At 63.1% G+C, this 25,988-nt stretch carries 25 protein-coding genes; 14 read left to right on the top strand and 11 right to left on the bottom strand.

Annotated elements, in window-relative coordinates; translation table 11 throughout:
• Nucleotide 1: 1 nt before the first annotated feature.
• The 7 genes from QZ564_RS07195 to QZ564_RS07225 are packed head-to-tail and all read right to left on the bottom strand — an operon-like array spanning nucleotide 2 to nucleotide 7,616.
• Entirely contained in the window at nucleotides 2-1,786 is a 1,785-nt protein-coding gene (locus tag QZ564_RS07195) for an FAD-dependent monooxygenase (RefSeq protein ID WP_297106999.1), read from the bottom strand.
• Nucleotides 1,787-1,788: 2 nt separating this feature from the next.
• Complete coding sequence (locus QZ564_RS07200) at nucleotides 1,789-2,877, bottom strand: branched-chain amino acid ABC transporter permease (protein ID WP_297107001.1); 1,089 nt, start codon at nucleotides 2,875-2,877, stop codon at nucleotides 1,789-1,791.
• A gap of 8 nt (nucleotides 2,878-2,885) precedes the next feature.
• Entirely contained in the window at nucleotides 2,886-3,749 is an 864-nt protein-coding gene (locus tag QZ564_RS07205) for a branched-chain amino acid ABC transporter permease (protein WP_297107003.1), read from the bottom strand.
• Complete coding sequence (locus QZ564_RS07210; RefSeq protein WP_297107005.1) at nucleotides 3,746-4,453, bottom strand: ABC transporter ATP-binding protein; 708 nt, start codon at nucleotides 4,451-4,453, stop codon at nucleotides 3,746-3,748. The genes QZ564_RS07205 and QZ564_RS07210 overlap by 4 nt, the downstream gene beginning before the upstream one ends.
• The gene (locus QZ564_RS07215) at nucleotides 4,453-5,172 is read right to left on the bottom strand and encodes an ABC transporter ATP-binding protein (RefSeq protein WP_297107008.1); all 720 of its coding nucleotides are present in this window, start codon (nucleotides 5,170-5,172) and stop codon (nucleotides 4,453-4,455) included. Before QZ564_RS07215 ends, QZ564_RS07210 begins: the two co-directional genes overlap by 1 nt.
• A gap of 53 nt (nucleotides 5,173-5,225) precedes the next feature.
• Nucleotides 5,226-6,500 carry an ABC transporter substrate-binding protein gene (locus tag QZ564_RS07220; RefSeq protein WP_297107011.1) on the bottom strand — a complete coding sequence of 425 codons (1,275 nt, stop codon included), beginning with the start codon at nucleotides 6,498-6,500 and terminating at the stop codon, nucleotides 5,226-5,228.
• A gap of 42 nt (nucleotides 6,501-6,542) precedes the next feature.
• Nucleotides 6,543-7,616, bottom strand: a complete 1,074-nt coding sequence (locus tag QZ564_RS07225) for a maleylacetate reductase (protein WP_297107014.1) — start codon at nucleotides 7,614-7,616, stop codon at nucleotides 6,543-6,545.
• 93 nt (nucleotides 7,617-7,709) lie between these two features.
• On the opposite strand from QZ564_RS07225, the gene QZ564_RS07230 reads away from it, so the two are divergent.
• The 3 genes from QZ564_RS07230 (at nucleotide 7,710) to QZ564_RS07240 (ending at nucleotide 11,450) form a co-directional block, all read left to right on the top strand.
• On the top strand, nucleotides 7,710-8,660 hold the full coding sequence (locus tag QZ564_RS07230; RefSeq protein WP_297107016.1) for a LysR family transcriptional regulator: 951 nt from the start codon (nucleotides 7,710-7,712) through the stop codon (nucleotides 8,658-8,660).
• Between the two features lie 235 nt (nucleotides 8,661-8,895).
• On the top strand, nucleotides 8,896-9,960 hold the full coding sequence (locus QZ564_RS07235) for a LysR family transcriptional regulator (protein WP_297107019.1): 1,065 nt from the start codon (nucleotides 8,896-8,898) through the stop codon (nucleotides 9,958-9,960).
• A 65-nt stretch (nucleotides 9,961-10,025) separates the two neighbouring features.
• Nucleotides 10,026-11,450 (top strand): amidohydrolase family protein, encoded by a 1,425-nt coding sequence (locus QZ564_RS07240; protein WP_297107022.1) that lies wholly within the window; start codon nucleotides 10,026-10,028, stop codon nucleotides 11,448-11,450.
• A 222-nt stretch (nucleotides 11,451-11,672) separates the two neighbouring features.
• On the opposite strand, the gene QZ564_RS07245 is transcribed toward QZ564_RS07240, so the two are convergent.
• Together QZ564_RS07245 and QZ564_RS07250 are read right to left on the bottom strand one after the other, a co-directional pair.
• Nucleotides 11,673-13,013, bottom strand: a complete 1,341-nt coding sequence (locus QZ564_RS07245) for an ATP-binding protein (protein ID WP_297107026.1) — start codon at nucleotides 13,011-13,013, stop codon at nucleotides 11,673-11,675.
• Nucleotides 13,010-13,669, bottom strand: a complete 660-nt coding sequence (locus QZ564_RS07250) for a response regulator transcription factor (protein WP_297107028.1) — start codon at nucleotides 13,667-13,669, stop codon at nucleotides 13,010-13,012. Before QZ564_RS07250 ends, QZ564_RS07245 begins: the two co-directional genes overlap by 4 nt.
• A gap of 144 nt (nucleotides 13,670-13,813) precedes the next feature.
• On the opposite strand from QZ564_RS07250, the gene QZ564_RS07255 reads away from it, so the two are divergent.
• From QZ564_RS07255 to QZ564_RS07290, 8 genes are all read left to right on the top strand, one after another.
• On the top strand, nucleotides 13,814-14,128 hold the full coding sequence (locus QZ564_RS07255; RefSeq protein ID WP_297107031.1) for a PepSY domain-containing protein: 315 nt from the start codon (nucleotides 13,814-13,816) through the stop codon (nucleotides 14,126-14,128).
• Between the two features lie 272 nt (nucleotides 14,129-14,400).
• Nucleotides 14,401-14,775 (top strand): hypothetical protein, encoded by a 375-nt coding sequence (locus tag QZ564_RS07260; RefSeq protein ID WP_297107034.1) that lies wholly within the window; start codon nucleotides 14,401-14,403, stop codon nucleotides 14,773-14,775.
• A gap of 37 nt (nucleotides 14,776-14,812) precedes the next feature.
• A complete protein-coding gene (locus tag QZ564_RS07265; protein WP_297107037.1) occupies nucleotides 14,813-15,280 on the top strand; it encodes a DUF2271 domain-containing protein in 468 nt (155 codons plus the stop codon).
• Nucleotides 15,281-15,290: 10 nt separating this feature from the next.
• Complete coding sequence (locus QZ564_RS07270) at nucleotides 15,291-17,498, top strand: PepSY domain-containing protein (RefSeq protein ID WP_297107040.1); 2,208 nt, start codon at nucleotides 15,291-15,293, stop codon at nucleotides 17,496-17,498.
• On the top strand, nucleotides 17,479-18,459 hold the full coding sequence (locus tag QZ564_RS07275; protein WP_297107043.1) for an FAD:protein FMN transferase: 981 nt from the start codon (nucleotides 17,479-17,481) through the stop codon (nucleotides 18,457-18,459). The genes QZ564_RS07270 and QZ564_RS07275 overlap by 20 nt, the downstream gene beginning before the upstream one ends.
• 5 nt (nucleotides 18,460-18,464) lie before the next feature.
• A complete protein-coding gene (locus tag QZ564_RS07280) occupies nucleotides 18,465-18,665 on the top strand; it encodes a hypothetical protein (protein ID WP_297107046.1) in 201 nt (66 codons plus the stop codon).
• Nucleotides 18,662-19,363 carry a VIT family protein gene (locus tag QZ564_RS07285; protein ID WP_297107048.1) on the top strand — a complete coding sequence of 234 codons (702 nt, stop codon included), beginning with the start codon at nucleotides 18,662-18,664 and terminating at the stop codon, nucleotides 19,361-19,363. The genes QZ564_RS07280 and QZ564_RS07285 overlap by 4 nt, the downstream gene beginning before the upstream one ends.
• 116 nt (nucleotides 19,364-19,479) lie before the next feature.
• Nucleotides 19,480-19,605: a hypothetical protein gene (locus tag QZ564_RS07290; protein WP_297107051.1), complete on the top strand. Its 126-nt coding sequence runs from the start codon at nucleotides 19,480-19,482 to the stop codon at nucleotides 19,603-19,605.
• Between the two features lie 95 nt (nucleotides 19,606-19,700).
• On the opposite strand, the gene QZ564_RS07295 is transcribed toward QZ564_RS07290, so the two are convergent.
• The gene (locus QZ564_RS07295) at nucleotides 19,701-20,144 is read right to left on the bottom strand and encodes a DUF2267 domain-containing protein (RefSeq protein ID WP_297107054.1); all 444 of its coding nucleotides are present in this window, start codon (nucleotides 20,142-20,144) and stop codon (nucleotides 19,701-19,703) included.
• A 209-nt stretch (nucleotides 20,145-20,353) separates the two neighbouring features.
• Here QZ564_RS07295 and ftsH point away from each other — a divergent pair, with 209 nt between their 5' ends.
• On the top strand, nucleotides 20,354-22,204 hold the full coding sequence (ftsH, locus tag QZ564_RS07300; protein WP_297107057.1) for an ATP-dependent zinc metalloprotease FtsH: 1,851 nt from the start codon (nucleotides 20,354-20,356) through the stop codon (nucleotides 22,202-22,204).
• 51 nt (nucleotides 22,205-22,255) lie between these two features.
• Here the strand turns inward: ftsH and groL are convergent, their stop codons facing one another.
• Nucleotides 22,256-23,878: a chaperonin GroEL gene (groL, locus tag QZ564_RS07305; protein WP_297107060.1), complete on the bottom strand. Its 1,623-nt coding sequence runs from the start codon at nucleotides 23,876-23,878 to the stop codon at nucleotides 22,256-22,258.
• Between the two features lie 328 nt (nucleotides 23,879-24,206).
• Here groL and QZ564_RS07310 point away from each other — a divergent pair, with 328 nt between their 5' ends.
• Nucleotides 24,207-24,530 (top strand): hypothetical protein, encoded by a 324-nt coding sequence (locus QZ564_RS07310; RefSeq protein WP_297107063.1) that lies wholly within the window; start codon nucleotides 24,207-24,209, stop codon nucleotides 24,528-24,530.
• A 230-nt stretch (nucleotides 24,531-24,760) separates the two neighbouring features.
• Nucleotides 24,761-25,972, top strand: a complete 1,212-nt coding sequence (locus QZ564_RS07315) for a thiamine pyrophosphate-dependent dehydrogenase E1 component subunit alpha (protein ID WP_297107067.1) — start codon at nucleotides 24,761-24,763, stop codon at nucleotides 25,970-25,972.
• The last annotated feature ends 16 nt before the right edge of the window (nucleotides 25,973-25,988 follow it).

The following is a 25,988-nucleotide window of genomic DNA, read 5'->3' on the forward strand; positions in this document are numbered from 1 at the left end:
CCTATTCTGCAGCGCTGCGCTGGGCGAGATTGTCACGGTCAAGGATGGAGGACAGGACGCGGCTCAGTTCGCCGGCAGGGTCGGCCACCATTTCTTCGGCGCGCCAGGCAACATGATGGTCGGGCCGCACCAGCACGCAGCCGCTGTCAGTCACTTCTCTTGCCCTCGCCCAGGAGCCTTCGAGGTCCGACAAGGCGCGACGTGGGCCGATGACATGGGTCACCAGCGAAACACCCATGGCCTTGGCCACCTTTTCGGCCGCCTTTGCCCAAGTCTCGCCAGCAATGCCGGTGAGGATGGTGAAACGCCCCTTGCCGGTCACGTCCAGGGTTGAGTGCTTGCCGCCATGGGCATCAAAAAGCCAGGCATGTGGCAGACGCGCACCGGGCCAGGTGGTCGGCTGGTAATGCAGTTCAGCGTCGAGTTCGAAGCTCGGCTCCATCTGGCCGTCGGCAACCACGGCCTCAGACTTGTAGCGCTGGTTCATCTCGACGCCATGCGCGTCGAACTCGTATTTTTTGAACGCGATGGCCTGGCGCAAGGCCTCGCGCTGGCGTTCGGCAGCCGGCGTCGCATCGCAACGGGCCTTCATCGACGCCTTGATCTTCTCAATGTCGGTGCCGCCGGTCATGCCTAGTGCTTCGAATATCGCACCGGTTTCACCAATGGACTGGTTGGCGCGCGTGACGATCTGCTTGGCAACCGGGGCTCGTTCCACCGAGTAGGAGTCGAGCAGTCCCATTCCGGCCTCGCCCCGGATCACCGCGGCAAGCTTCCAGGCCAGGTTAAATCCGTCCTGAATGGACGTATTGGAACCAAGGCCATTGGAGGGCGGATGCCGGTGCGCGGCGTCGCCCATGATGAAGACGCGGCCTTTCTGCATATGGGTCGCGTACATGTTGTTGACAGTCCAGGTATTGGCGGACAGGAGTTCGATATTGAGGTCGGGATCACCGACCAACTGACGGGCGACGCCGGTCGCAAACTCTGCATCCACAACCGGGGCCGGTTGGTTGATGTCGTAGCCCCAAACGATCAGCCACTCGTTCCAGGGGCGGACCATGCGCACCAGGCCCATGCCGATGCCACCCACGTCGGCGCCCGGCTGCAGCACCCAATAGAGCACGGACGGCCTGTGTGCGACGTAGCGCGAGAGATCGGCGCGGAAGTGGATGTTCATGGAACCGCCAACGCCCATCTGGCCCTCAAAGGGCAGGCCGGCATGTTCGGCGACCTTGGAGTTGCCGCCATCGGCCCCGACGAGAAATTTGGAGCGGATGGTGATTTCCTTGCCGGTCAGGCGGTCGAGGCAAGTCGTGGTGACACCTTCTGCATCCTGCTCATGGCGCAGGTATTCAGTCGACATGCGGGCCTGTGATCCACGCGAGCACGCAGTCTTGAACAGCAGCGGTTCCATGAAGGTCTGCGGCAGGTCGTTCATCTTGCTGGGTGAGGACAGATCATGCTCGGCCCTCGAGAGCGGGTGGTTGCCCCAGCTCTTCATGCGGCCGATTTCCTCTCCGGCGAGGCTCTCGCAGAAGATATTCTCGCCCATCAAGTCCTGGTGCGTTGCAAAGAGGTATGCCTCCTCTTCGACGTCCCGGCCCATGTCGCGCAACACTTCCATGGTGCGCTGGTTTGTGATGTGCGCGCGCGGCGTATTGGCCAGCCACCGATACCGGTTGATGACCACGTTATCCACGCCATAGCTGGACAGCAGTGCGGCCGTCGCCGAGCCGGCAGGACCCGTGCCGATGACCAGAACGTCGGTTGTGATTTCCGCCATGATTATTCCTCCCTTGAGGGCGTTTTGATGGTGAGCGGTCCGCCCATGAGGCGCCGCCGAATTGGGAAAAGCTGAATGCCGGTGCGGTCGGAGAAGCTGCCCCACAGCCCGCGCGGGGCGAGCAGCATGACGCCGATGCCGATGAGGCCGAGGATCATCAGGTACCAGGCACCGTACTGGGCCAGCAGCGTCTGGAGCAGGAAAAAGATCAGAACACCGACGATTGGGCCCTCGATCGTGCCGATGCCACCGATCACGACGATGAAGATGACATAGGCTGTCCAGTCATTGAGCGAGAAGGCTGCGTCCGGCGAAATGCGCGCCTTCTGCATGTAGATCAGCGCACCGGTCAGCCCGGTACCGAGCGCGGCCGTCAGGAAGACAAACCATTTGACGCGCTGCGCATCGACGCCGACTGAACGCGCCGCTTGTGGATTGTCACGCACGGCCGCCAGGCCCAGACCGCGCTTGGAGCGCAGAAGCCAGTAAATGCCGCCAATGGTCAGAATGGCGAGAACGAGCGCGAGCCAATAGGCGAGAATGTCGCGCGCCGCCGAGGCCCGCACGTCGAACAGGGCAGCAATCTGGTCGGTGAAGATGATGTTTTCCGTGGCGGTGCGCGGCAGCGAGGTGCCGGTGCCACCACCCACGGCGCGCCATTGCGCCACGATCAGGCGAACAACTTCCGCCAGGACCCATGTGCCGATGGCGAAATAGGCTCCCTGCAGGCGGAATGCAAAAAACCCGAAGGGCACTGCCAAAACCAGCGCGGCAACACCGCCGAGCAGAATGGCAGGCACCGGATCGAGACCCCAAAGAATAACTGCCGCGAAGAGCGCGTAGGCGCCGATGCCCACGAATGCCTGCTGGCCGACCGAAACCAGCCCGCCATAGCCGGCCAGCAGGTTCCAGAACTGGGCCAGTGTCAGCATGGTCAGGATAAAGAACAAATCCTGGATAAGGCCTCGCGAGGCAAAGGCGGGCGCCGCGAAGAGCACGAGAATGAGCACGATGCCAACGAGCCCAGCAATCGTCGAAGTTCTCGTTCTGGTTTCGACACGGTAGATCGTGTCTGGCGCGGAGATCGTCATGGCCGGCCTCAATCAAATGCGCGCGGGAAAAGGCCGCGCGGCTTGAACAGCAGAACAAGGAGGAAGGCGATGTGGCCGGAAAGGATCTGCCACTCCGGGTTGATCGCTGCGCCGATCGTCTGCGCAAGACCAATAATCACGCCGCCCGCCAGAGTGCCCCAGAGCGAGCCCAGTCCCCCGATGATCACGGCCTCGAAGGCATAGATAAGCCGCGCCGGGCCCACCGCCGGGTCAAAATTGGCCCGCATGCCAAGATAGAGCGCGGCGATCGTGACAATCATCATCGCGATGCCTGTCGCCTGGGCGAAAACCGCGTTTGGCCGGATCCCCATCAGGCTCGCCGTTGTCGGGTCATCCGAAGTGGCGCGGAAAGATCGGCCCAGCGCGGTGCGATAAAAAACGTGATTGAGGATGAGGATGACGGCGACGGCCGATCCGAAGGTCAGAAGCGGCAGAATGCCGACATTGATGCCGCCAAGACTGATGGAGGCCACACCAACATCACCCGTAGGCAGGCGCCTCGTATCGGCTGATGCCCCTTGAAGCAGCGCATTCTGGATGACGACCGAAATGCCGAAAGTCACCAGTAGCGGGGGAAGGATGTCCTCGCCAAGGACGCGGTTCAGCACCACCTTCTGCAGCACATAGCCAAGGCCGAACATCAGCGGGAGGGCGATCAGCGCCGCAACGAAGGGCGAGAGGCCGAGCAGCGACACGATCAGGAGGATCAGGTAGGCGGCGAGCACGATAAGGTCGCCATGCGCGAGGTTGACCAGCCGCATGATACCAAAAACGAGGCTGAGACCGGCGGCGAACAGCGCGTAGAGTCCGCCGAGCAGGATGCCCTGCACGATTGTGTCGATCCAGTTCATGCTGCCGCTCCGAAATAGGCGGCGTGGATGGCCTCGCGCGTGAGGTCTGTCGGCGTGCCCGACAGGGTCACCCTGCCCTCCATCATGCAGTAGACCCGGTCCGCCACCTCCAGAGCCTGGCCGATATCCTGCTCGACGATGATCACCGCCGCGCCGCCTTCGCGGATGCGGGGCATGGCTTTGTAGATGTCACGGATAACCACCGGAGCCAGGCCGAGCGAAATCTCGTCGCAAAGAAGCACATCAGGATTGCTCATCAGCGCGCGACCGATGGCCACCATCTGCTGTTGCCCACCGGAGAGTGCGGTGCCCGCATTGTCGCGGCGCTCCTTGAGGATGGGGAACAGATTGTAGATGGCATCGAGCGTCCAGGAGCCCGAACCCCTGCGCGCATGAGCGCCGATCAGCAGGTTTTCCTCAACCGTGAGGGAGGGAAACAGCTTCCGCCCTTCAGGGACCATGGCAACGCCACGCTTCATGACTGCGTCGGCCGGCAATGCACCGATGGGTTCGCCCCGGTAACGGATCGATTGCGGCTCGTTGCGCAACACGCCCGACAGCGAGCGCAGCAGCGTTGTCTTGCCGGCGCCATTGGCGCCGATAATGGCCACGCATTCGCCCGCATCAAGCGTGATATCGACGCCGAACAGCGCCTGAAACTGACCGTAGTGGGCGGTCAGCCCGTGGGTGGAGAGCATCGCCATCAGACTTCGATCCCCAGATAGATTTCACGTACTTGCGGCCGCGCCATGATGCCCGCGGGCTCGCCCACTGCGATGACCTTGCCGAAATCGAGCACAAGCAACCGCTCAACCACGGAGGTGAGCGCATGCAGAACGTGCTCGATCCAGATGATCGTCGTCCCGGTGGCATGGATGTCCTTGATAGTCCCCACGAGTTGGCTGCACTCGCCCTCAGTGAGACCGCCCGCGATCTCGTCAAGCAGGAGCAGCCTGGGGGCCGTGGCCAGCGCGCGCGCCAGTTCCAGCCGCTTGCGCTCCAGGAGGGAGAGGCTATCCGCGACCGTGTTGGCGCGACCTATGAGACCGGTGCGATCCAGAATATCGGCGGCAGCCTGTTCAACGGCGCGCTCGCTCTTGCCCTGCCCGAAAGAGCCGGCAACCAGCAGGTTCTCGAATACGGTCATCTTGCCGAAGGGCTGCGGAATCTGGAACGAGCGGCCAATGCCGTTGAGGCAGCGTTGCATGGCGCTCTGCCGGGTCACGTCCTCGCCGAGGAAATGAACTGTGCCGCTGTCTGCGGCGATGTTTCCGGTGATGAGATTGAAGAGCGTCGACTTGCCGGCGCCGTTCGGGCCGATAATGCCCAGGGCCTCACCTTCGCGCACCTCGAAAGTGATTGCGTCGGCGACCTTGAGCGCGCCAAAGCTCTTGCAGACGCTATCGAGCGATATGATGGACATGTACGGCCCCTGAATGCCGGGCGTCCGAGGGCGCCCGGCCGGATTGGTCTGGATCAGGAAATGGCTTCCATCGTTCCGCCGGTGGGAATGTTGTCGTGGCCGCTATTGTCCACAATGACGAGGTCGTAACCGCCGCCATCGCGCTTGCGCCACTGGCCGCCAACCAACGGGGTCTTGCAGACATTCCTGGCAGCAAAGGGTGGCAGGCCGGCGCCGTCGAACTTGATGGGGCCGACAATGGTCTGAAGATCCGTCGCGGCAATGGCCTCGACCACCGCGTCAGCATTGCCCGTGTCGCTGACGCGGCTCATCACATCCGCTGCCATCTCGAACAGCGCATGCACGAAGCCGATCGGCTGCGTCCACTGCTTGCCCGTCTCGGCGGCATAGGCATCAGCCAGCTCCTTGGAGCTCATCCCGTTTAGCGATGAACTGAACGGATGGCTCGGCGACCACCAGACCTCCGAGGATAGATTGTGACCGGTGTCGCCAAGGGCCTCTACGGCCTGTGGGAACAGGATGGCCTTGCCGATCGACGCCGCCTTGGGCGTAAAGCCCTGCTGACGGGCCTGGGTCCAGAAGGTGGTGAAATCGGGCGGGATCGGCACGCCGGTAATGATGTCGGCATTGGCCTGGCGGAAAGCGTTGATCTGTGCTGAAAAATCGTCGGTGAGGTTCTGGTAGCGGCCCGGATCAAACATCTGGAAGCCTTGTTCGGCCAGCGCGGGCGGGAAGCCGGTGTTCGGATCGCCCCAGGCATTGCCGTCGGCATCATTCGGGAACAGGCCGCCGACGATCTTGTTGGTGTCCAGCTGTCCCCACATGTTGGTGAAGACGGAGATGACGTCTTCAAGGCCCCAGAAGAAGTGATAGGCATATTCGAATGGACGCCAGCTTTCGGGGTCGGCGGGGTTGCCCTGCTGTCCAATAAACCAGGGCTGCCAGGGCGCCACGGTGGAAATCAGCGGCACGCCTTCGGCTTCCGCGGTCGTGGTCACAGGGTTGGTGGTTTCGGGCGTGGAAGCGACCATCATCAGATCGACTTCATCGTCAATGATCAGCTCCTGCGCGACTTCGGCTGCGCGGTTGGGATTGGACTGGCTGTCCTTGACGATGATCTCGAAATTGGCCGCAGCCTCGCTCTTGGCAAAGTTGGAGAGGATGAAGTTGTCCGCCTCGGCAAAGGCTGCAAGCGGCCCCGATTGCGGGCTGACATAGCCTACCCGGATCTTGGCGCCCTGGGCGATGGCGGGCATGGGGAAGGCGCCGGTGGCGGCGATGAGGCCGGTGGCGGCTGTGCCTTTAAGCAGATTGCGACGGGTGATCATGATGGGTTCTCCTCCCAAAAATCATGAGCCTTTCGGCTTGGTTCAAAATGCCGGCGGATCGCCCCGGAAGGCGGCCTCCAGCAGGGTGACGATGTCCTCCTTCGTCACCGGTTGCGGGTTCCAGTAGGGTTTGGACGTTGCCAGTTCGGCGGCTTTGACGAGGTCTTCCTCGCGCATGCCGATCTCCATTAGCGCCAGCGGCGCACCAAGCCGGGTGGCGAAGTCGTAGAGCGCCCGGCCGGGATTGGCGTTGCCGAAGATGCGGCTTACAGGCTCAAGCTCCCTGCCTGCTGCGCGCGCGTTGAATGCCAGGGCATGGGGCAGGATCACCGCATGGGTTTCAGCATGAGGCAGATCAAAGGAACCGCCCAGCGTGTGGCAGAGCTTGTGATGCAGGGCCATGCCCACCTGCCCCAGCACGGTACCGCAGAGCCAGGCGCCATAGAGCGTTCGCCCGCGCGCCTCGAGGTCGGCAGGATTGGCCACGACATTGTCGAGGGCTTCGGCAAAGGCCTCCAGCCCTTCAATGGCCAGCAGCGTCGATACGGGATTGCGATCCTTGGCATAAAGGCCTTCGGCCGCATGCGCCATGGCATTGAGCGCGCTCGTAACGGTCATGCCGACCGGCAGCGTTTTTACGAGTTCCGCGTCGTAGAGAATGACTTCAGGCTGCACCTTGGCGTCGGTGAGAGTGGTTTTCACGCCATTCTCGGTCTGACCAAGAATGTTGGTGGCCTCGGACCCGGCATAGGTGGTTGGGACCACGATTTGCGGAAGGTCGGTACGCAGGGCTATCGCCTTGCCGAGCCCGGTGGTCGAGCCGCCGCCAATGGCGACCAGGCAGTCTGCGCGCACTAAGTTGGCGTGGGCAACGGCCTCGTCTGTCACAGCCGTGGGCGTGTGCATGGTTGCGCGGGTAAAGACGCCAACAACCAGATCGCCGATCTCCTGGGCCATCTCCATGGCACTATCGGCCTGTGGAGGCGTCGACAAAACGAGCGCGCGCTTGCAGCCGAGCCTGGCGATTTCCTCACTCACCTGGCTGCGAATACCGGCGCCGAAGCGCACGCGGACCGAGGCAAATTGAGCAGCAAAGCTGGACGTAAAATGCGACACCAAGGCCTCCCTGCCCTTCAGCGGCGAGGCTAGACTTGCACGAATAACATACCGGCTTGATCGGATTTACGCAGCATAACATAACTTGATGTTATGAAGATCGACCCACGACATCTCGAAGTTCTTGCAGCCATCGTTGATGGCGGAGGCCTCACGGAGGGCGCACAGGCCATTGGCCGCGCACAGCCAAGCGTCTCGCGGACGATAGCGATGCTGGAGGCACGAATTGGCGCGCCACTGTTTGAAAAGCACAAGCGTCCCCTTGTGCCCACCGAGCTGTGCCTGGCCCTGGCGGGTGAAGGGCGAAGAATTCTCGCCGCAGGCAATACGGCCTCGGCCATCGTCACCACGTTTCGCTCAGGCCATAGAGGCATGGTGCGGATAGGAGGCACCCCGGTGTTCATGGACGGGGTCATTTCCACGCTGATTGCGGAATTTCAGCAGAACAATCCGCAGGTCAGGATCGAGCAGTCATACGGCTATGCACGCGAACTGATGGATCAGCTCGATGCGGGAACGCTGGACGTGGCCATTTGCCCAATGAATCCCGCGGCAGTGGCACCGGGTTTCCAGTTCGTACCGGTGCTGCCGGGCCGCAATGTCATTGCCTGCAGCAGCCATCACCCGCTGCTGCGCAAGGGTTCGCTGCGGCTGACAGACATTGCCCCTTACCCCTGGATTGCGCCGCCTGCGTCGAGCCCCCTTTACGAGGACATGCGCCACATTTTGCGAGATATCGGCGTGACAGACACCCGCATTTCGTTTTCCGGCGGGACGTTGGCGTCGATGACGGCCATTCTTTCCAATTCAGACGCGCTGACCATTCTGCCCCATTCGGTGGTTTTCATGGCGCGGCGCCAGAGGGTGCTCGCTGCATTGTCCATCCGCATTGGCCACCCCGAGCGCATGCTGGGCATCCTCACAAAGGACGCCGAGGCGGCCAATCCCACCGTGCGCCGCTTCCGTCGGTTCATCGATACCGAGTTCCGCAACCTTTCGCGCTTCATCCAGCAGCATGAGCAGAACACGCTCTGGAGAGATTGATGCACTGGACGTCCTCGTCTGCCTCGCAGTGAAGGCGCTTTCCCTCGCAATTCACATTTGCGTTGGCATTCTCCCGAAAGAGCCAGAGATCATGCGCAAAGCAGCAAGACCACGGATGCGATCCTGCGGTCAGATCGATCATGGCGCGCCGGATAGAGGTTCGGCAACCACGGGACATGCGAGGTTATATGATGGGCGCCGATCCCTGGGCGACGGAAGGCCTGGGAGGCATCTGGTGCGTAGGGTCGACTTCGACGACATATCGCGCCATCAATTGAAGGATACAACCTGCCGGAAGATGGCTGTATTGGAAAAGACCATGTCGCCTGCTCCTGCTAAGGTCTTGCCCGGGGAGGGTGGAGTGCGCTTCAAAGGATTGGACCTAAATCTCATCGTAGCACTGGACGCGCTGTTGACGACGCGCAGTGTATCTCGTGCCGCCGAACTGACATGCATCAGCCAGCCTGCGATGAGCGCGGCCCTGGCGCGGCTGCGCGACTATTTTGACGACCAACTGCTGATCACCGGGACAGGACTCGCGACACTTTCCCCATTGGGCGAAAGCCTTCGCTTACCCGCTGCACAGGCCTTGGCCTATATCAGCGACCATCTGGTGTCCTCCGGCTCCTTTGATCCCGAGACCTCTGATCGCGAATTTCGAATCCTAGCCGCAGATACGGTGATCCAGGGGCTTCTCGCCGCCGCGCTACAGCGCATTGATCCACTCGCACCCAAGCTGCGTTACTCGCTGCTCACGCCGACCGGAGTGAGCCTGGACAAGCTGGAGAGCGGGCAGCTTGATCTGCTGATCGTGCCTGAGCGGGTAGCCAGTCCATCCCATCCCGCGGAACTCTTGTTCGAGGAGGAGCATACGGTCATCGCCTGCGCGCAGTGTTGGACCAGCGACACGCTTTCGCTGGAGGAGTTTCGCACCGCCGACCATGTCGAGGTCTTTATCGGAGGGCTGCCATACCTCCCCTCAGTCCTGGGCGTTCCCGAGTTCGACAGGCACATTGCAGTACGGCTCGACCAGTTCGCGCTGGTTCCATCTTTCGTGAGCGGTAGCAGGCGATTGGCCACATTTCCCGGGATGACTGCGGAGATATTTTCCCACTCCGCCCAGCTCCGATATTTCCGGCCACCCTTCCCGATCCCGCCGGTTCGCCTCGCCATGCAATGGCACAGCCGTGCCAATGCCGATGCGGGTCTCCAGTGGCTGCGCCGTGAGTTGCGGGCGAGCATTACTCAGAACCGTTCCCATAAACGGCGCTTATACCGGGTCGTAAATCAATCGATTTGAACCCCGACACGCTCTGCGACGATGGTATCGCCGAGCCCGGAAAAACGGGCCGGGAGGATATCGACATGAATGTAGAGAACAGATTGGCCCTGTCACGCCGTGGGGCATTGGGCGCCCTCGGCGGAGCCATGGCGCTGGGCCTGGCGGGCAAGGCGTTCGCCCAGGCGACCCAGTCCAATGCCAGCGAGGCCGCGGAAATCGTGCTGCGCGGTGGCTACGTGCTGAGCATGGACCCAGCCCTTGGCGACCTGGAGACTGGCGACGTGCACGTCCGTGACGGCAGCATCGTCGAGGTCGCGCCTGAGATCGCGGCTCCCGGCGCTCTGGAGATCGACGCCCGCAACACGGTTGTCATGCCAGGCTTCGTCGATACGCACTGGCATATGTGGAACAGCATCTGGCGCGGCATGGCCAACGACGCCAGTTCCTATTTCGCCCTGCACGGCCTGGCGGCGCACTATACACCCCAAGACCACTACATCGCAGTGCGTTACGCTGCACTCGAGGCGCTCAGTGCCGGTTTTACAACCTGCCATAACTGGGCACACGGCGCAGATACCATCGAAGATGCCGAGGCGGAGCTTCGCGCGTTGGCGGATACCGGCATTCGCGCCAAGATGGGGCTGGCAGGATTTCTGGGCGGTCAGCCGACCACGCGTGATCAAGTACAGGCCATGCTGGACTGGATCGCGTCGAACGGCGGCGGCAGGATCGGCCTTGGCATGATTCTCGATGGAGCCGGCGAGGCGCTTTCCGAGCGTGTGGAGCTCGCACGCAATCTCGATTTACGGCCGATTACCGATCACGGTGGCTCGCTGGCGCAACCGGACCTGCTGGGCCCCGAATTCCTCTTTACCCACGGCACGGCAGTAACACCCGAGCAGATCGCCTTGATCCTCGACAAGCATCTGGGCGTCGCCCTCTGTCCCGGTACCGATCCCATGATCGGAGCGGGGCTGCCGCCAATTCATGCCCTGCTCGCCGGAGGCGTACCGCTGGACCAGATCAGCATGACGGTCGATGTCACCGCGCAGACGCCAGCCGATCCGTTCGCCATGCTTCGCACCATTGTTAACGCTGGACGCATCCAGCAGGCCAACAATCCCAACCTGATGAGTATCGTGCAGGCCGCTCCACAATGGCTTCTGAGCTACCGCGACGCGCTCGCAATCGGCACCCGCGGCGGCGCCAACGTTCTCGGGCTTGGTGATCAGGTCGGCTCGCTGACACCCGGCAAGCGGGCAGACATCATCGCCGTGCGCACTGACGCTCTCAACATGATCCCGGCGGCCAACACCAACATGACGTTTCAACTGGTCCAGCACGGGCTGCCATCCAATGTCGATACGGTGATCGTCGACGGCCACATTCGAAAGCAGGCTGGCGCGCTGGTCGGAGTAGAGGTTCGAGAAATCCTCGCCGAGGCAGCAGAGAGCCAGGCCGCGATCCGCAAACGTGCGGGCCTGCCACCACTCGACACGTCGCTCTGACCCAGGATGAGCTAAGCGCCGGACCGGCATCTCTACAGTCGGTCCGGCCCATTGCCTTTGCCAGAAAGGCCAGACAACCGCATACTTTCTTGACCAGACCGACGGCGGCACGTCGCCTGGCTTGGTTGCGCAAGGCAACTAGAGAAGGATCAGGTTGGGGACGCGTGGTTGCAGCACCCTTCTGCGGCAGAGCTTGAGACCAGACCGACCGAGCATTGCCGATCAGATTGAAGATGTCGTCGTAGGGAGGCGGAAACGCGCTTCGAATCCATCCTGCGCGCCTGCCCGCGGCGATGCCAGCGTAAGCCGGCCCCCAGTGCGCGTCGCGATTGCGGCGACAATGGTCAGCCCAAGACCGCTGCCGTCCGCCTTGCGCACGTCACGGTGAAAGCGATCAGTCAGGTGCGCAAGGACATCCGGGGCCAAGACTGGCCCAGAATTTGCGACGACCAGATCGCCGCCTGGCGTGATGGTTAGCTGAACCTCGTCATTGCCAGAGCCGTGACGGAGCGCGTTCTCCACTAGGTTCCGGCAGACGATTCCCAATGCGTCGGGGTCGATTGTCGAAAAGACCGGGGTCCGGGGCAGGTCGAGCGCAATCGGCGGCGACTGCGGGCTACGAGTCATGTCGTCAATGACCAGCCGTACGGCCGTCCTTAAATCGTATGGCGTGTCGGACTGGAGACGTCCGCCCTCGGCACGAGCCAGTTGCATCAGGCGCTCCGTCCGCCGCGTCAGGCGTTTCAACGTCTCCTCGATGTCGACCGCACGCTGTATGGCAGCCTTGTCTTCGGTTTCAGATCGAAGTCGTTGCGCCTGAGCGATGGCCCCCGCAAGGGGAGTCCGCAACTCGTGAGCGGCGTTGGCGGCGAAGCTGCGTTCGGCCTCGAACGCTTCGCGGAGCTTGACCAGGAGGCTGTTGAGCGTTTCGGCCAAGGGGCCGATCTCCGTGGGCAGATCGTGCGCAGGAACTTCCGACAGGTCACGGGCGCTGCGCACCTCAAGCCGCGAACGAAACCGGCGCAGAGGATCGAGGCTGAAACGGACCGCCAGTACGATGGCCGCCAGCGCGACAGGGAGCATGATCAGAAGCGGCAACCCAAGGCCCATCTGGATTTCCCGTGCGACCGACGCTCGATGGGCCAGCGGTTCGGCAACGGTGATGCGGATAGTCTCCTGAAGTGCTGCGTCGCTATAGAATCGGTGGGTTGCCGTCTGCCGAAAGCCTGGCCCGTCCCAGGGCGGAAACAGCGCAGGATCTGCCGCGTGCGACTGCAGAAGGATGCGCCCCTCGGCATCCCGGACGAGGTAGGTGAAGAACTCGTCGTGCCCCCGGATCGGAGCAAGTCGCTGTGTGATCCCCTGCTCTTCCCGACCCACGATATCGGTCACCGCCAGCGGCAGGATCCGTTCCGCTGTTTCGCGCAGGGCGCTGTCGAACACCTCGTCCATCTCGTCGCGGACAATCACGGACGTCACCGTCGCAGCCAGTAGCCACAGCACCGTCAGCGCAAAACCAAGCGAGAGGCTCAGTCGACCACGAAGGCTTGCCGGCCACTTCATGCCTTGCCCAGCCGGTAGCCCAAGCCGCGCTCGGTGTCGATGACGGCTGCGCCGAGCTTCTTGCGCAGCCGGCTGACATGGACTTCGATGGTGTTGCTCTCCACCTCGGCGTCGAATGCATAGAGCTTTTCTTCCAGTTGAGCCTTGGACAGAAGTTGCCCCGGGCGCGCGAGAAAGGCTTCCAACAGCGCCCACTCACGGGCTGTCAGTTGCACCGGCCTGCCGTCACAGTGAACGCTGCGCACGGCAAGATCGATCTCCAGCGGTCCATGAGTCACGATGGGGTTCGGATTGCCGCTATAGCGGCGGGCCACCGAACCGATCCGGGCCGACAGCTCTGCGAGATCGAAGGGCTTGACCAGGTAGTCGTCGGCGCCAGCGTTCAGCCCCTCAATCCGATCCGACACTTGGTCGAGTGCGGTGAGGATAATGACGGGCGTCACGTCGCCCCGTGCACGCAATCCCTTGAGAAACCCAATGCCGCGCCCATCGGGCAGCATCAGGTCGAGGAGGATCAGATCGTAGGGCGTGGACTTCACCGCGCTGCCGGCAGCGTCGAGCCGCGTCAGCCAATCCACCGACTGGCCATCGGCCGCGATCTGGTCGCGCACTGCAGCCCCCAGAACCGTGTCGTCCTCGATTAGCAGGATGCGCATCCTCGTCCCCGTCCTTTTCCGATAACCCTCCATGATCCGCCCGGCTGACAGGAAGCTGAAGTGGTGGGCTGGGCCCGTTCAGGCTGTTGTCAGCTTTGCCCTGCATGAATTGTATCAATATGACCGCAGCGCGGAGTTTGGCGCATGAAGAAGACATTGACAATTCTCGGCTTTCTTGCGGTCTTCCCGGCCAGCGCAGCGCTGGCGGACGACGATTGTTTCGTGCCGATGACCGACTGGCAGCCGCGCGACGCCGTCGCCCGACTGGCTGAGGAGAACGGCTGGACTGTACGCCGCATCAAGATCGATGACGGCTGCTACGAGATCGATGGCCGGGATGCCGAAGGGCGCCGGATCGAAGTGACCGTCCACCCGGCAACGCTGCAGGTCATCGAGGTTGAGTATGAGGACGACGACGATCGTCTACTCCAGGAACAGAAAGACGGTGTTGCTGGCTGACCCGCACACCCGAGGGTGAATTCGGTCTGTCATATCTTCGCGCTGCGCGCCCCTAACCCGCACCATGTTTGCGCAAGATCCGGCGCGAATGTCCACTTGCGTCGATCTCCAGCCCCGATCCTTAGTCCCCATCTTCCACACCCTGACGGGACTGGTCCTGCAGCAACCGAAAATGTTCCTGACGGCAAGCTGAAGCGGAAGCAGCCAAGGCGTCAGGATGTCCTCAGGTCGGCTCTCCAGATTGTCCCCAGCAGACAAAAGGAGACCCTGCCATGAAAAAGATCCTGACCCTCCTGGTCGCATCCACGGCGCTGACAGTCGCCATCGGCGTCCCTGCCTGGAGCGCGATGCATGCCCCGACCGACGGCGTCCTCCGGTCCGTCGCGGCACTCTTCGACGACAGCGCGCAAACCATGTCGCTCGCTCAGGCAGGCGACGATGGTGATGACGACAATCACTGGCAAGAAAGGACGTCGCGCGGCCACGACGACGATGACGACTGCGGCAACTTTGAAGACGATGATGACGATGACGATGACGACGATTGTCGCAATGGGACCCGCAATCCCAAACCCGCCGGCACTGTCGCCCCGCCGCAGAACGGTCTTTTCGGGAACGGCGCTCCTCCACAAGTTCAGGTGAACTGACCCGCTCGGCGGCACTCTCACAACAAGGGATCATCCAATGAAATCGCTCCTCGCAACGCTCGCGCTGACGACAGCGCTGACGTTTCCCGGCCTCGCCATGGCGCGGCCGGTGACGCTCACCACCACTCTCAACAGCTATGGCGGCGACGGCGCCTATCTTGCGCTTTACGTCACCGACGCCTCGGGCGCCTATGTCGGCAGTCTCTGGATGGCCGGCGGCAAGTCCAAATATTACGAGCACCTGAGCGACTGGTACCGCGCCACAGGCGGAGATGCCGGCCAGGTGAACGGCATCACCGGCGCCAGTGTCGGCGCGGGGCGCACGCTCGAGATCACGCTCGACCTGGCCGATGCGCTCTTCGATGCAGGCTACACGCTCCACATCGATGCCGCGGCCGAAGATATGCGCGACAGCCCGAACGAGGTGGCCGTGCCCCTGACGAACGGGGGGACAGGCTCGCCGGTCGCTGGGCGCCGCTATATTGCCAGTTTCACCTACAACTGAGGGAATGGCCATGATCCGCGCACTCCATCGCTGGCCGGGTCTTCTTGCCCTCGCGCTCGTCACCGTCCTGAGCTTGAGCGGCGCAGCGCTGTCGGTTTTTCCTGCGGCTGAGCGCATCGCAACGCCGCAGGCGGAAGCCGAACTGACCGTCGCCGCTCTGGCTAACCGGATCCAGGCCGTCTATCCCGGCCTCGAGCAGATCCGCCGCTCGCCTTCAGGACGGATCACGGCCTATTGGTTCGACCAGGGGGCGCCGGGCGCCGCCGTGATCGATCCTGCAACGGGTCAGGGCATCGGCTCGGCCGATCCGAACCAGGTCGAACGCTGGCTCACCAACTTGCACCGTTCGCTGTTCCTCGGGGATGGCGGGCGCATCGCCATGGCCATGGGTGCTGCTGCGATGCTGGTCCTTTCGCTCTCCGGCGCAGCGCTGGTCGCGCGGCGGACAGGCGGCTGGCGGCAATGGTTCAAGCCCCTGCGCGGACCGCTCGCGAGCCGGGTGCATGTCGAGATCGCCCGCATCGCCGTCGTCGGCCTGGTTCTGTCCTCCACGACTGCCTTGTGGATGACGGCCTCCACTTTCGATCTTTTGCCAGACGGAGGTACCCAACCCGCCGTCCCCACCATCGTGAGCGGTGAGACGGGGTTCTCGCTCGACCAGATGCCCACGCTGCAACAGCTGCCTGTCACCGAACTGCGTGAGCTGAGTTTTCCCTATCCCGGTGACGCGACGGACGTTTTCACGCTGAAGACCGATCAGGGTAGTGGATATCTCGATCAGGGCGACGGGGCCCTGCTGGCCTGGGCCGAGCTGACGGGATGGGAGCGTGCCTCGGAGACCATCTACATGTTGCACACTGGACAGGGCGCGGCGACGCTCGGGGTCGTGCTTGGGATCACGGCGCTCGGTATGCCGGCAATGGGTGCGACGGGCCTTCTGGTTTGGCTGGGCGGGCGGCGGGGTCGGCCGCGCATCCGGGGCAATCAGCCCGCGGGGCGCGCCGAGACGATCCTGCTCGTCGGCAGTGAGGGCGGCAGCACCTGGGGCTTCGCCGCGACGCTTCACGCCGCCCTCACCGAGGCCGGACAGAGCGTCCATGTCGGCCCGATGTCGAGCTTCGCTCCCGAACGCTACACTCAGGCCCGCCGCATCCTCCTGCTTGCCGCGACCTATGGCGACGGGGCGGCGCCGGCTTCGGCGAAACGCTTTGTCGACCGGCTGAACACGTCCGACCCAGTGCCGGACATTGGCCTGGCCGTGCTCGGATTCGGGGACCGCAGTTTTCCGGCTTATTGCGCCTTCGCCAGGACAGTCGCACAGACGGCGCGGAGGAAAGGTTGGCCCGAACTCCTGCCGCTCGACACCATCAACCGCCAATCACCACAGGATTTCGCGCGCTGGGGCCGAGCGCTAGGAGAGGTGCTCGGCATCGCGCTGGACCTGTCGCACCAGCCGGTCCTGCCAGCCATCGACAGGTTGACCCTCGTCTCGCGCCGCGATTACGGCTCCGAGGTGCAGGCCCCGACCGCAATCCTGCGCTTCGCGCTTCCACATACTTCGCTTTGGCAAAGGCTGCGAGGGGTCGGGTTCGCCCGGTTCCAGGCCGGTGACCTGATCGGCATCCTGCCCGAGGGCACCGCCGTCCCGCGGCTCTACTCCCTCGCCTCCGGGCGCCGTGACGGCTTCATCGAGATCGTGGTCAAGAGGCATCCCGGCGGTCTCTGCTCGGGGCAACTGACGGCGCTTGAGCCGGGCGACAAAGTGTCTGCCTTCCTCCGCCGCAACCCCAGCTTCCGTCCGGGCCGGCGCCGGGCACCACTCATCCTGATCGGCGCAGGGACGGGCATCGGGCCGCTCGCGGGCTTCGTGCGCGGCAATGCGCGCCGCAGGCCGCTCCACCTGTTCTTCGGCATGCGCCATCCAGACAGTGACTATTTCTACGGGGAGGAGATGCCCGGTTGGCAGGGTGAGGGACGCCTGACCCGACTGGTCACGGCCGTCTCGCGCGGGGCGCGTCCCCACTACGTGCAGGACGCGCTGCGAGGAGAGGCGGTTCAGGTCGCCGAACTCGTCCGCAACGGGGCACGCATCATGGTTTGCGGCGGACGGGACATGGCCGCAGGCGTGGCCGAGGCCCTTGCCGAAATTCTTGCGCCGGCCGGGTTCACGCCAGCAGCTCTGAAAGCGGAGGGACGATATGTCGAAGATGTCTACTGAGAACGTCCGGGTCGCCCTCAACGGCCCCACGATGGGTACGCGCTGGTCCGCTTTATTCTTTGCAGAACCGGGTCTCGACTCCCAGCCGATCCGCGCGGCTCTGCAAGCAGCAGTGGACGACGTGGATGCTCAGATGTCCACTTGGAAGCCCGCCAGCGATCTGATGCGGCTCAACGCAGCGCCAGTGGGCGAATGGCTGGCAGTTCCCCGGCAGCTGGCCGCGCTCTTGCAACTCGGTCTCGATATCGGCAGGGCCTCGGGCGGGGCCTTCGACGTCGGTATGGGCGATGCGGTGACGGCCTGGGGCTTCGGGCCGGAGGGCGCTGCGCCCGAACGCATCCGTACCGCGATGTCCGCCGTGCGTCGTCCGGCGCATGAAATCCTCGAGATCCACGGCGACCATGTCCGCAAATCCGCAGCCCTGGCACTCGACCTCAACGGCATCGCCAAGGGCCATGGCGTTGATCGGCTGGCCGAGACACTGCGCGACCATGGGATCGCTGACGGGCTCGTCGGAATTGATGGGGAAATGCGCGCCATGGGCCTCCGGCTGGACGGCGACGCCTGGATCATCGCGGTCGAGGCGCCGGACCCCAAGCGTCGGGTGCCTCAATCGATTCTCACGCTTGAGGATGCAGCCGTGGCCACTTCGGGCGACTACCGCCACTGGGTGGAGGTGCAGGGGCAACGTCTGTCGCACACGATGGACCCAAGGCGCGGCGCGCCGCTGACCGCATCGCCGGCCTCTGTCACAGTCATCGCGCGCACCTGTGCCGAGGCCGACGCCTGGGCCACGGCGCTCATGGTGCTCGGTCCCGTCAGGGGCGCAGAAATGGCCCGCCAAAGTAGGCTCGACGCCCTGTTTCTCCTGCGCGATAGTGATGGAAATATCAGAGATGAGGGTGTCGGACCGATTTTCTCCAAAGAGCTAGCGGCAAGTGGCTCAGCAGAGGGGAGATGAATTGCATGGAAACGCTTCGAACCAATCGCTTCAAGATGGCGACCCCGCTCGTTGCCGCGATAAACCACATCTCGGGCGTGGGGTTTCATGCGCTACGCGCCACGCCAGCACCCGACCAGGTGGTCCTGTACGCTCTCTCCGAGCAAGAGTGTGGGCCCGTCATGATGCTGGATGACGGTTTGAACACCCAAGGAGCCGCTACATGAGCCGTCTGTCCCATTCCGAGATCCATATGGTGCATCGCATTGGCTGGCTGCGGGCGGCCGTTCTAGGTGCCAATGATGGCCTCGTCTCGACCGCGAGCCTGGTTGTCGGCGTGGCCGCTGCGGGATCCGGGAAGCCGGAGGTGTTGATCGCGGGGCTGGCAGGTCTGGTGGCCGGTGCGATGTCCATGGCGGCGGGAGAATACGTCTCGGTCAGTTCACAGACCGATGCCGAACGCGCCGATCTTGCTCGCGAAGCGCGCGAACTGGCGGAAACGCCTGACGCAGAACTCGAGGAGCTGATCCAAATATATGTGGGCCGCGGGCTCGACCGGGATCTGGCCGAGCGGGTAGCTGTTCAGCTCACCGAACGAGACGCGCTCGGGTCGCATGCGCGAGACGAACTCGGCATCTCCGAAACCGTGACCGCCCGCCCGATCCAGGCCGCGCTGGTTTCGGCGCTCACCTTCGCCGTCGGCGCGGTGGTTCCACTGATCGTCACGCTGCTCGTGCCGGAAAGCGCTGTCGCGCTTCTTGTTGCGGCATCGACCATTCTTGGTCTCGCGATTCTGGGTGGACTGGGCGCATCGGCCGGGGGTGCGGGCGTTATTCGCGGCGCCGCCAGGGTCACCCTCTGGGGAGCTCTCGCAATGGCCGCGACAGCGGCAGTCGGAGCGCTGTTTGGCGTCACGGTAGGCTAGAAACGCTTTCCTTGGGCTCGCCAGCGGCCAAATAGTGGAATTCAGCACGCCTACACTCAGCGGTGCTTGGGCTCCTGTTGTCCGCCACCGGTGCGGCGTACCTGGGAGTGCCGTTCTTGCCGGACCCGCTCGTGGTGCTACTGGCCTTTGGGTTTTCTGGCCTGGTCGGCATCATTTTTGGATATTTTCCGGCCCGCGGCGCTGCGCGTCTGGACCCGATCGAGGCGCTCAGGCGCGAATAGGTCAGGCCACGGTTTCCGTTCACGACACCGGCAGTCTGATGACAGGCAAGCACCACGGATCAGGAACGGCACATAGGCCCCTCTGGTGGTGGCTCTCAGGCAGATTCACGACGGGCAATTGAGGGCCAGAGTTGCCGCAGACCCTTGGGGAAATGATCGATGACCTTGGCTGTTTCGCCCGGGTCCAGCTTCTGCCAGACAACATCGAAAACGGCTTCAGCGACCATCTTGGGGTTGCGCTGGTAGTTGGGCGGCAGTTCACCGGCCAGCCGCTCGCAGAACTCCTCCACGGTGTTGTCGGGTGTGGGTTTTCCAGCCATCTTCCAGCCTTCGAAGAAGAGGCCTCGGACAATCATCGGCAATTGTGCCGACAGGTGTACAGCTGCTTCCGGAGGCAGGCGGTCGCGCAAGGCGTGCAGGGCAGCGCGCAGGGCCGGATAGGCCAGCCGTGAATCGTCCAGGTGCAGTTTCTCTGCCGTGGCCTTGAGCCAGATATTGCCGTCGTCAATGGCGGCGTCGAAGGGGGAATGTCTGGTCATGCGTTCCTCCGTTGTGTTTCCTGATGGGCAGGATTGGCCCTTTGGATACTGGCCGCTATCGACCGTCGAAGCTTTGACCGGGGTCATTTTCTGCATCGCTTCATGTGCCGCCCGACCGCCAGGCGCGTGCGGCCTGCGCTTGACAGAGGTCAATGCCGATCATTCCGCAGAGCCGTAACAAGGACGGGCTTGGGTCCTGGAGGTCGATAATGAACAAGAGTCGGCAGTATACCCTCTGGTACTGGGTCGTTGCGTTGGCCCTGTTCGGCCTGTTCCAGTTATGGATGGGATATCGGTCAGTTGCGACGATCACCTACAGTGAGATGCTGGACTATCTCGACAGAGGCGTCATCGCCGAGGTGTCCATCACCGACACCGTGATCGAAGGACAGTTTCAGTCGCCCCAGAACGGCTACGACCACTTCATAACGCGCCGCGCTGACCCCCAAATGGTCGAGCTGTTTACCAAAGCGGGCGTGCCGGTGCGCGGCGCAAGCGATGAGAACTGGCTGGGGACGCTGATTTCGTGGATCGCCCCTGCCCTCGTCCTCGTAGCCTTCTGGTGGTTCGCATTTCGGGGCATAGCCGAGCGCAGCGGCATCGGAGGGCTTACCGCCATCGGCAAGTCGGGCGCCCGCGTCTATGTTGAGAAGGATACCGGCGTGACTTTCGCCGACGTGGCCGGCATTGACGAGGCCAAGGCGGAACTGCTCGAGATCGTCTCCTTCCTCAAGGACAAGGAGAGATATGGCCGCCTCGGGGCACGCATCCCCAAGGGCGTATTGCTGGTCGGTCCACCCGGTACCGGAAAGACCCTCATGGCGAGAGCGGTCGCAGGCGAGGCCAATGTGCCGTTCTTTTCCATATCGGGATCGGAATTCGTCGAGATGTTCGTAGGCGTGGGTGCGGCCCGGGTTCGAGACCTTTTCGAACAGGCGCGGCAAGTGGCACCCTGCATCATCTTCATCGACGAGCTCGACGCGCTGGGACGTGCCCGTTCGCCATTCGGCAATCTCGGCGGACAGGACGAGAAGGAGCAGACGCTCAACCAGTTGCTTTCGGAACTGGACGGCTTCGATCCGCGTGTCGGCATCGTGCTGCTGGCGGCGACAAACCGGCCGGAGATTCTCGATCCGGCGCTGTTGCGGGCCGGCCGGTTTGACCGGCAAATCGCCATCGACCGACCCGACGTGCGGGGGCGCGCCGCCATTCTGGCGGTCCATATGCGCAAAGTGCGGTCGGTTCAGGGGCTGAAGCTCGACGACATTGCCGCTCTGACGCCGGGCTTCACTGGCGCCGATCTCGCCAATCTCGTCAATGAGGCGGCGATCGTCGCCACCCGTCGCGGTGCCGAGGCGGTGACCATGGACGATTTCACCCGCGCCGTGGAGCGGATCATTGCCGGCACCGAGCGCAATCGCCTGTTGCTGCCCAGCGAGCGCAGGCGCGTTGCCTATCACGAAATGGGGCACGCACTGGTGGCCGCGTCCATTCCCGGTACAGACCGGGTGCACAAGGTTTCCATCATTCCACGCGCCATTGGGGCGCTGGGCTACACCATCCAGCGCCCCACCGATGACCGCTATGTCATCACATCAGCCGAGTTGCTCGATCGCATGGCCGTACTCATGGGCGGACGGGCCGCCGAGCAAATCGCCCTGGGTGACGTGTCGACCGGCGCTGCGGACGATCTGGCCAAGGTCACAGACATTGCCCGCCAATACGTCGCCCGTTTCGGCATGCACGAGGCCACCGGCCAGGCCGTGCTGGAACAGGAAAGACAGGCCTATCTCAATGTGGTCGAGCCACGCTCGATGCGGGACTATTCGGAGGAAACCGCGCGGGAACTGGACCTGGCTGTGCGCGGCCTGATCATCGATGCCTTCGGGCGCGCCAAGGCGATCCTGGCCGGCCGTCGCCCCGATCTCGACCGGGGTGCCGCGCTGCTGCTTGAGCGCGAGATTGTCACGCCCGACGATTTCCCGCCGCTCAGGCCCGCCGAGGTACAGGCAGAGAAGGCGGTCCCCTCCAGTGCGTCCCAGCGTGCGGCAGGCGCTTGACGCAAACAGGCAAGAAACCACCCCCCCGCGACATCATCCCGCCCTCTGCGACTAGCCGGTGAGTTCCTCAGGCATGGCTATTTGCGGCCTTGGTTCGGGGACCTCCGTCATCGTCGCCTCGGTCAGGAGCAGCACGCCGGCGACGCTCACTGCGTTCTCCAGGGCGATGCGCACGACCTTGGTGGGATCAATGATGCCGGTCTCGATCATATCCACATAAGTCTTGCGCCCCGCGTCAAAGCCGATATTGCCGCTGCCCTCGAGCATGCGGGCAACAACAATGCCCCCGTCCGTCACCGAATTGTCAGCGATCTGCCGGGCGGGGGCCTCGATGGCGCGCCGCAGAATCTGGACGCCTGTATGTTCGTCGCCCTCGCAGAGCTTGGCCTCTTCATCCAGAGCACTGGCACAGCGCAGCAGGGCAAGGCCGCCACCAGGCACAATGCCCTCAGCCACAGCGGCCTTGGTGGCGCTGATCGCATCGTCCAGTGCCTCCTTGCGCGACTTCATCTCCGCTTCCGTCGGTGCACCAACGCGGATCACAGCGACGCCGCCGCTGAGTTTTCCCAGGCGTTCCTGAAGTTTTTCCCGGTCATAGTCGCTGGAGGTTCCGGCAATTTGCTGGCGTAATTGCTGGCGCCGCCCGTCTATCGCAGACTTCTTGCCCTTGCCGCCCACGATGGTGGTGGTGTCCTTGTCAACCAGAACGCGGGCGGCGTGACCAAGCTGGTCCGTGCCGACGTTCTCGAGCTTCATCCCCAGATCCTGCGAGATGACCTGACCGCCAGTCATAATCGCCAGGTCTTCCAGCATGGCCTTGCGCCGGTCGCCAAAGCCGGGCGCCTTGACCGCGCAGTTGTGAAAGGTGCCGCGGATATTGTTGACGATGAGCGTGGCCAGCGCTTCGCCTTCGACATCCTCGGCAATGACCAGCAGCGGTATGGCGGCCTTGGCGACGGTCTCAAGCAATGGCAACAGATCGGCGAGCACGGCAATCTTGCCGTCCACGATCAGAATTCCGGCATTCTCGAATTCGGTCTTCATGCGCTCGGGATCTGTGACGAAATAGGGGGACAGGAACCCCCGGTCGAATTGCATTCCTTCCACGACGTCCAGCGAGGTCTCGGTGGTCTTGGCTTCCTCCACCGTTATGACCCCTTCTCCACCGACCTTTTCCATGGCGTCGGCAACCAATGCGCCGACAGTGGGGTCGTTATGGGCAGAGATGGTCGCCACCTGCTCCTTTTCCTTGCGGCTCACCACCGGCCGCGAGATATCCTTGAGCACCGCCATGGCGCGCTTGAGCCCGCGGTCGAGCCCATGCTTGATTTCGATGGCGCTGGCGCCGGCCACCACGTTGCGGATGCCATCGGCGAAGATGGCGTGGGCGAGGATGGTAGACGTGCTGGTGCCATCGCCCACCATGTCCCCGGTACGCTCCGCCGCTTCTCGGAGCATGCGGGCACCGAGGTTTTCTTCCGCGTCCTTGAGCTGGAACTCCTTGGCGATGGTCACACCATCATTGCAGACCAGTGGTGGGCCCCATTTGCGCTCGATCAGCACCGATTTCGACCTTGGCCCCAGCGTCACCCTGATCGCGTCAGCCAGTTGCGTGGCACCGCGCAGGATTTTCTCCCGCGCCTCGGATCGAAACAGAACCTGCTTGTGCGGCATGGCTGACCTCGTCGGACCGGATTGTCGACAAAGAGTCTAGGACTGGCACCCGCCGAGGGAATTGATGGTGGTCAAGATTGTGACCGGCGGGACGCCCGCCAAAATGCGCGGCGAGCGGCACGCTGACCAGGCAGGTGAACGCTCACGCGGAAAAGACCACAGCCGAAAAGGTCGCATGAGCAGCGCCGGCCGTGCAATCGCTGGAAGACAATTTGCGCTTCGACTGACCGGGCCCATCGGATCAACTCCTTCGAAATCTTGACGCCGGTCAAACCGCTCAGTCGGCATGTTTCTAGGCTCGCATCAGGTATCAAAGAGGACCGCCATCATGACGAGCGCAAACAAAGCAATGCCCTACGATCAGGCTTTCAATGACCTTGTGAGCAAGGTCTCGCGTCTGCAAACCGACCTGTCCGACATTGCGGGGGGCCTAGGCGCCATTTCCGCACACGGCATGGAGGATCTTCGCGAGGAGACGACCGAACGCGCCTCTGCTCTTGCGAGAGAAAGTCAGCGCCTAGCCGAGCAGGCAAGGCGCAATGCTGCAAGCCTCGAAAGATCATTCGAGGATTCCCTGCGCCGTCAGCCCCTGCTGACCGTCGGGGTTGCCGCAGCGATCGGCTTCCTGCTTTCCTTGGCTGTGCGCAGGTAGCCCGGCCCCAGCTCAAGCATTGGATGACACCGGCGCCCTGGACACTCTGGGGCGCCGGCATAGTCATGTAATTTCGCTCTAGGGCCGATAATCCACGGGCCCAGGCGCGGCCGATCCGAGACGTAGATCAGCACGACGAGTCGATGGTCTTGTGTTTCATTTTTGACGGTCGTCAAGGCGGCCCCGAACCCCCCTCCCATAATTCATGGACAATTGCGGAGGACTTCAAAATGCACCGTGAGACCGATACTGATTGCCAATCGTCCGAGCCGGGATTTTCGCCGGGACGGCGCACCTTCCTCAAGATTTCGGTCCTGGCCGGCGCGGCGGCGACAATCTCCAGCACTGTGGCCTATGCCGCTGGCGAAAGCGGGTTCTGGGCCAAGGATCTGGAAGATGAGCAACTCGTCGACATGTACCGACGCATCCTCCGCATCCGCTGGCACGAGCGGACCATGGCCGACAAGATGCTCACCGACCCCACCTATCGCGGCTACAACCACTTCTATGCCGGCCAGGAGGCGGTTGCGGTTGGCATCTGCTCGGCGCTGCGGAATGAAGGCGGCGTGGAGAAGGCGGACCTGGTCTATTCGACCCACCGCCCCACCGGTCACGCTATAGCCAAGGGCATCGATCTCAAGCGCATGTGCGCCGAGAACGACTTCCGGGCCACCGGCCTCAACAACGGCTATGCGGCGGAAATGCATATTTCGGACCCGACCATCGGGTTCATGGGGGCCGATGGCATGATCGGCCCGGGTCCGGTGATCGCAACAGGATCGGCCCTGGCTATCCAGGCCCGTGGGAGCGGCCAAGTGGTCGTCAACTTCGGTGGCGACGGGACCTATGCGACACCGCATTTCCATTCGGCGTTGAACAATTCCACGCTGCTCAAGCTGCCATTCATCTACGTGATCGAGAACAATCTCTACCACCAGTACGCCCACTATTCCCTGTCCGTCCCGATGAAGGACATTGCCACGGCCGCAGAGCCCTATGGCATTCCGGGCATCGTGGTGGACGGCCAGGACGTGATGCAGGTCTACAATGCCGCCAAGATCGCGGTAGACAGGGCGCGGGCTGGTGAGGGCCCGACCCTGATCGAGGCCAAGACCTACCGCTATTACAACCACTGGGGCGCTCCCGGTGCCACCCCCGGCGAGCTTGGTGCCTTCGGCTACGATCCGCTGGCGATCTCCTCATTCCGGCCCGAGCGCGAACTGCGCGCCTGGATGCAACGCGATCCCGTCGACATCTCGCGCCGGATCCTCATCGATTGGGGCCTGCTCGATGACGCCGAAGCCGATGCCATCGAAACCGAAGTGAAAGCCGAGGTCACCGAGGCCTTTGCCTGGGCCGCCGAGCAGCCGCTCTGCAGGCCTGAGGACGGTCTCAAGCACGTATTCGTCGACGGCGAAGTTGAAGCCCGCCAGCTGGCGTGACCTAATCAGGAGTTCC

The sequence above is a fragment of the uncultured Devosia sp. genome, assembly GCF_913055165.1.
GTDB lineage: Bacteria > Pseudomonadota > Alphaproteobacteria > Rhizobiales > Devosiaceae > Devosia.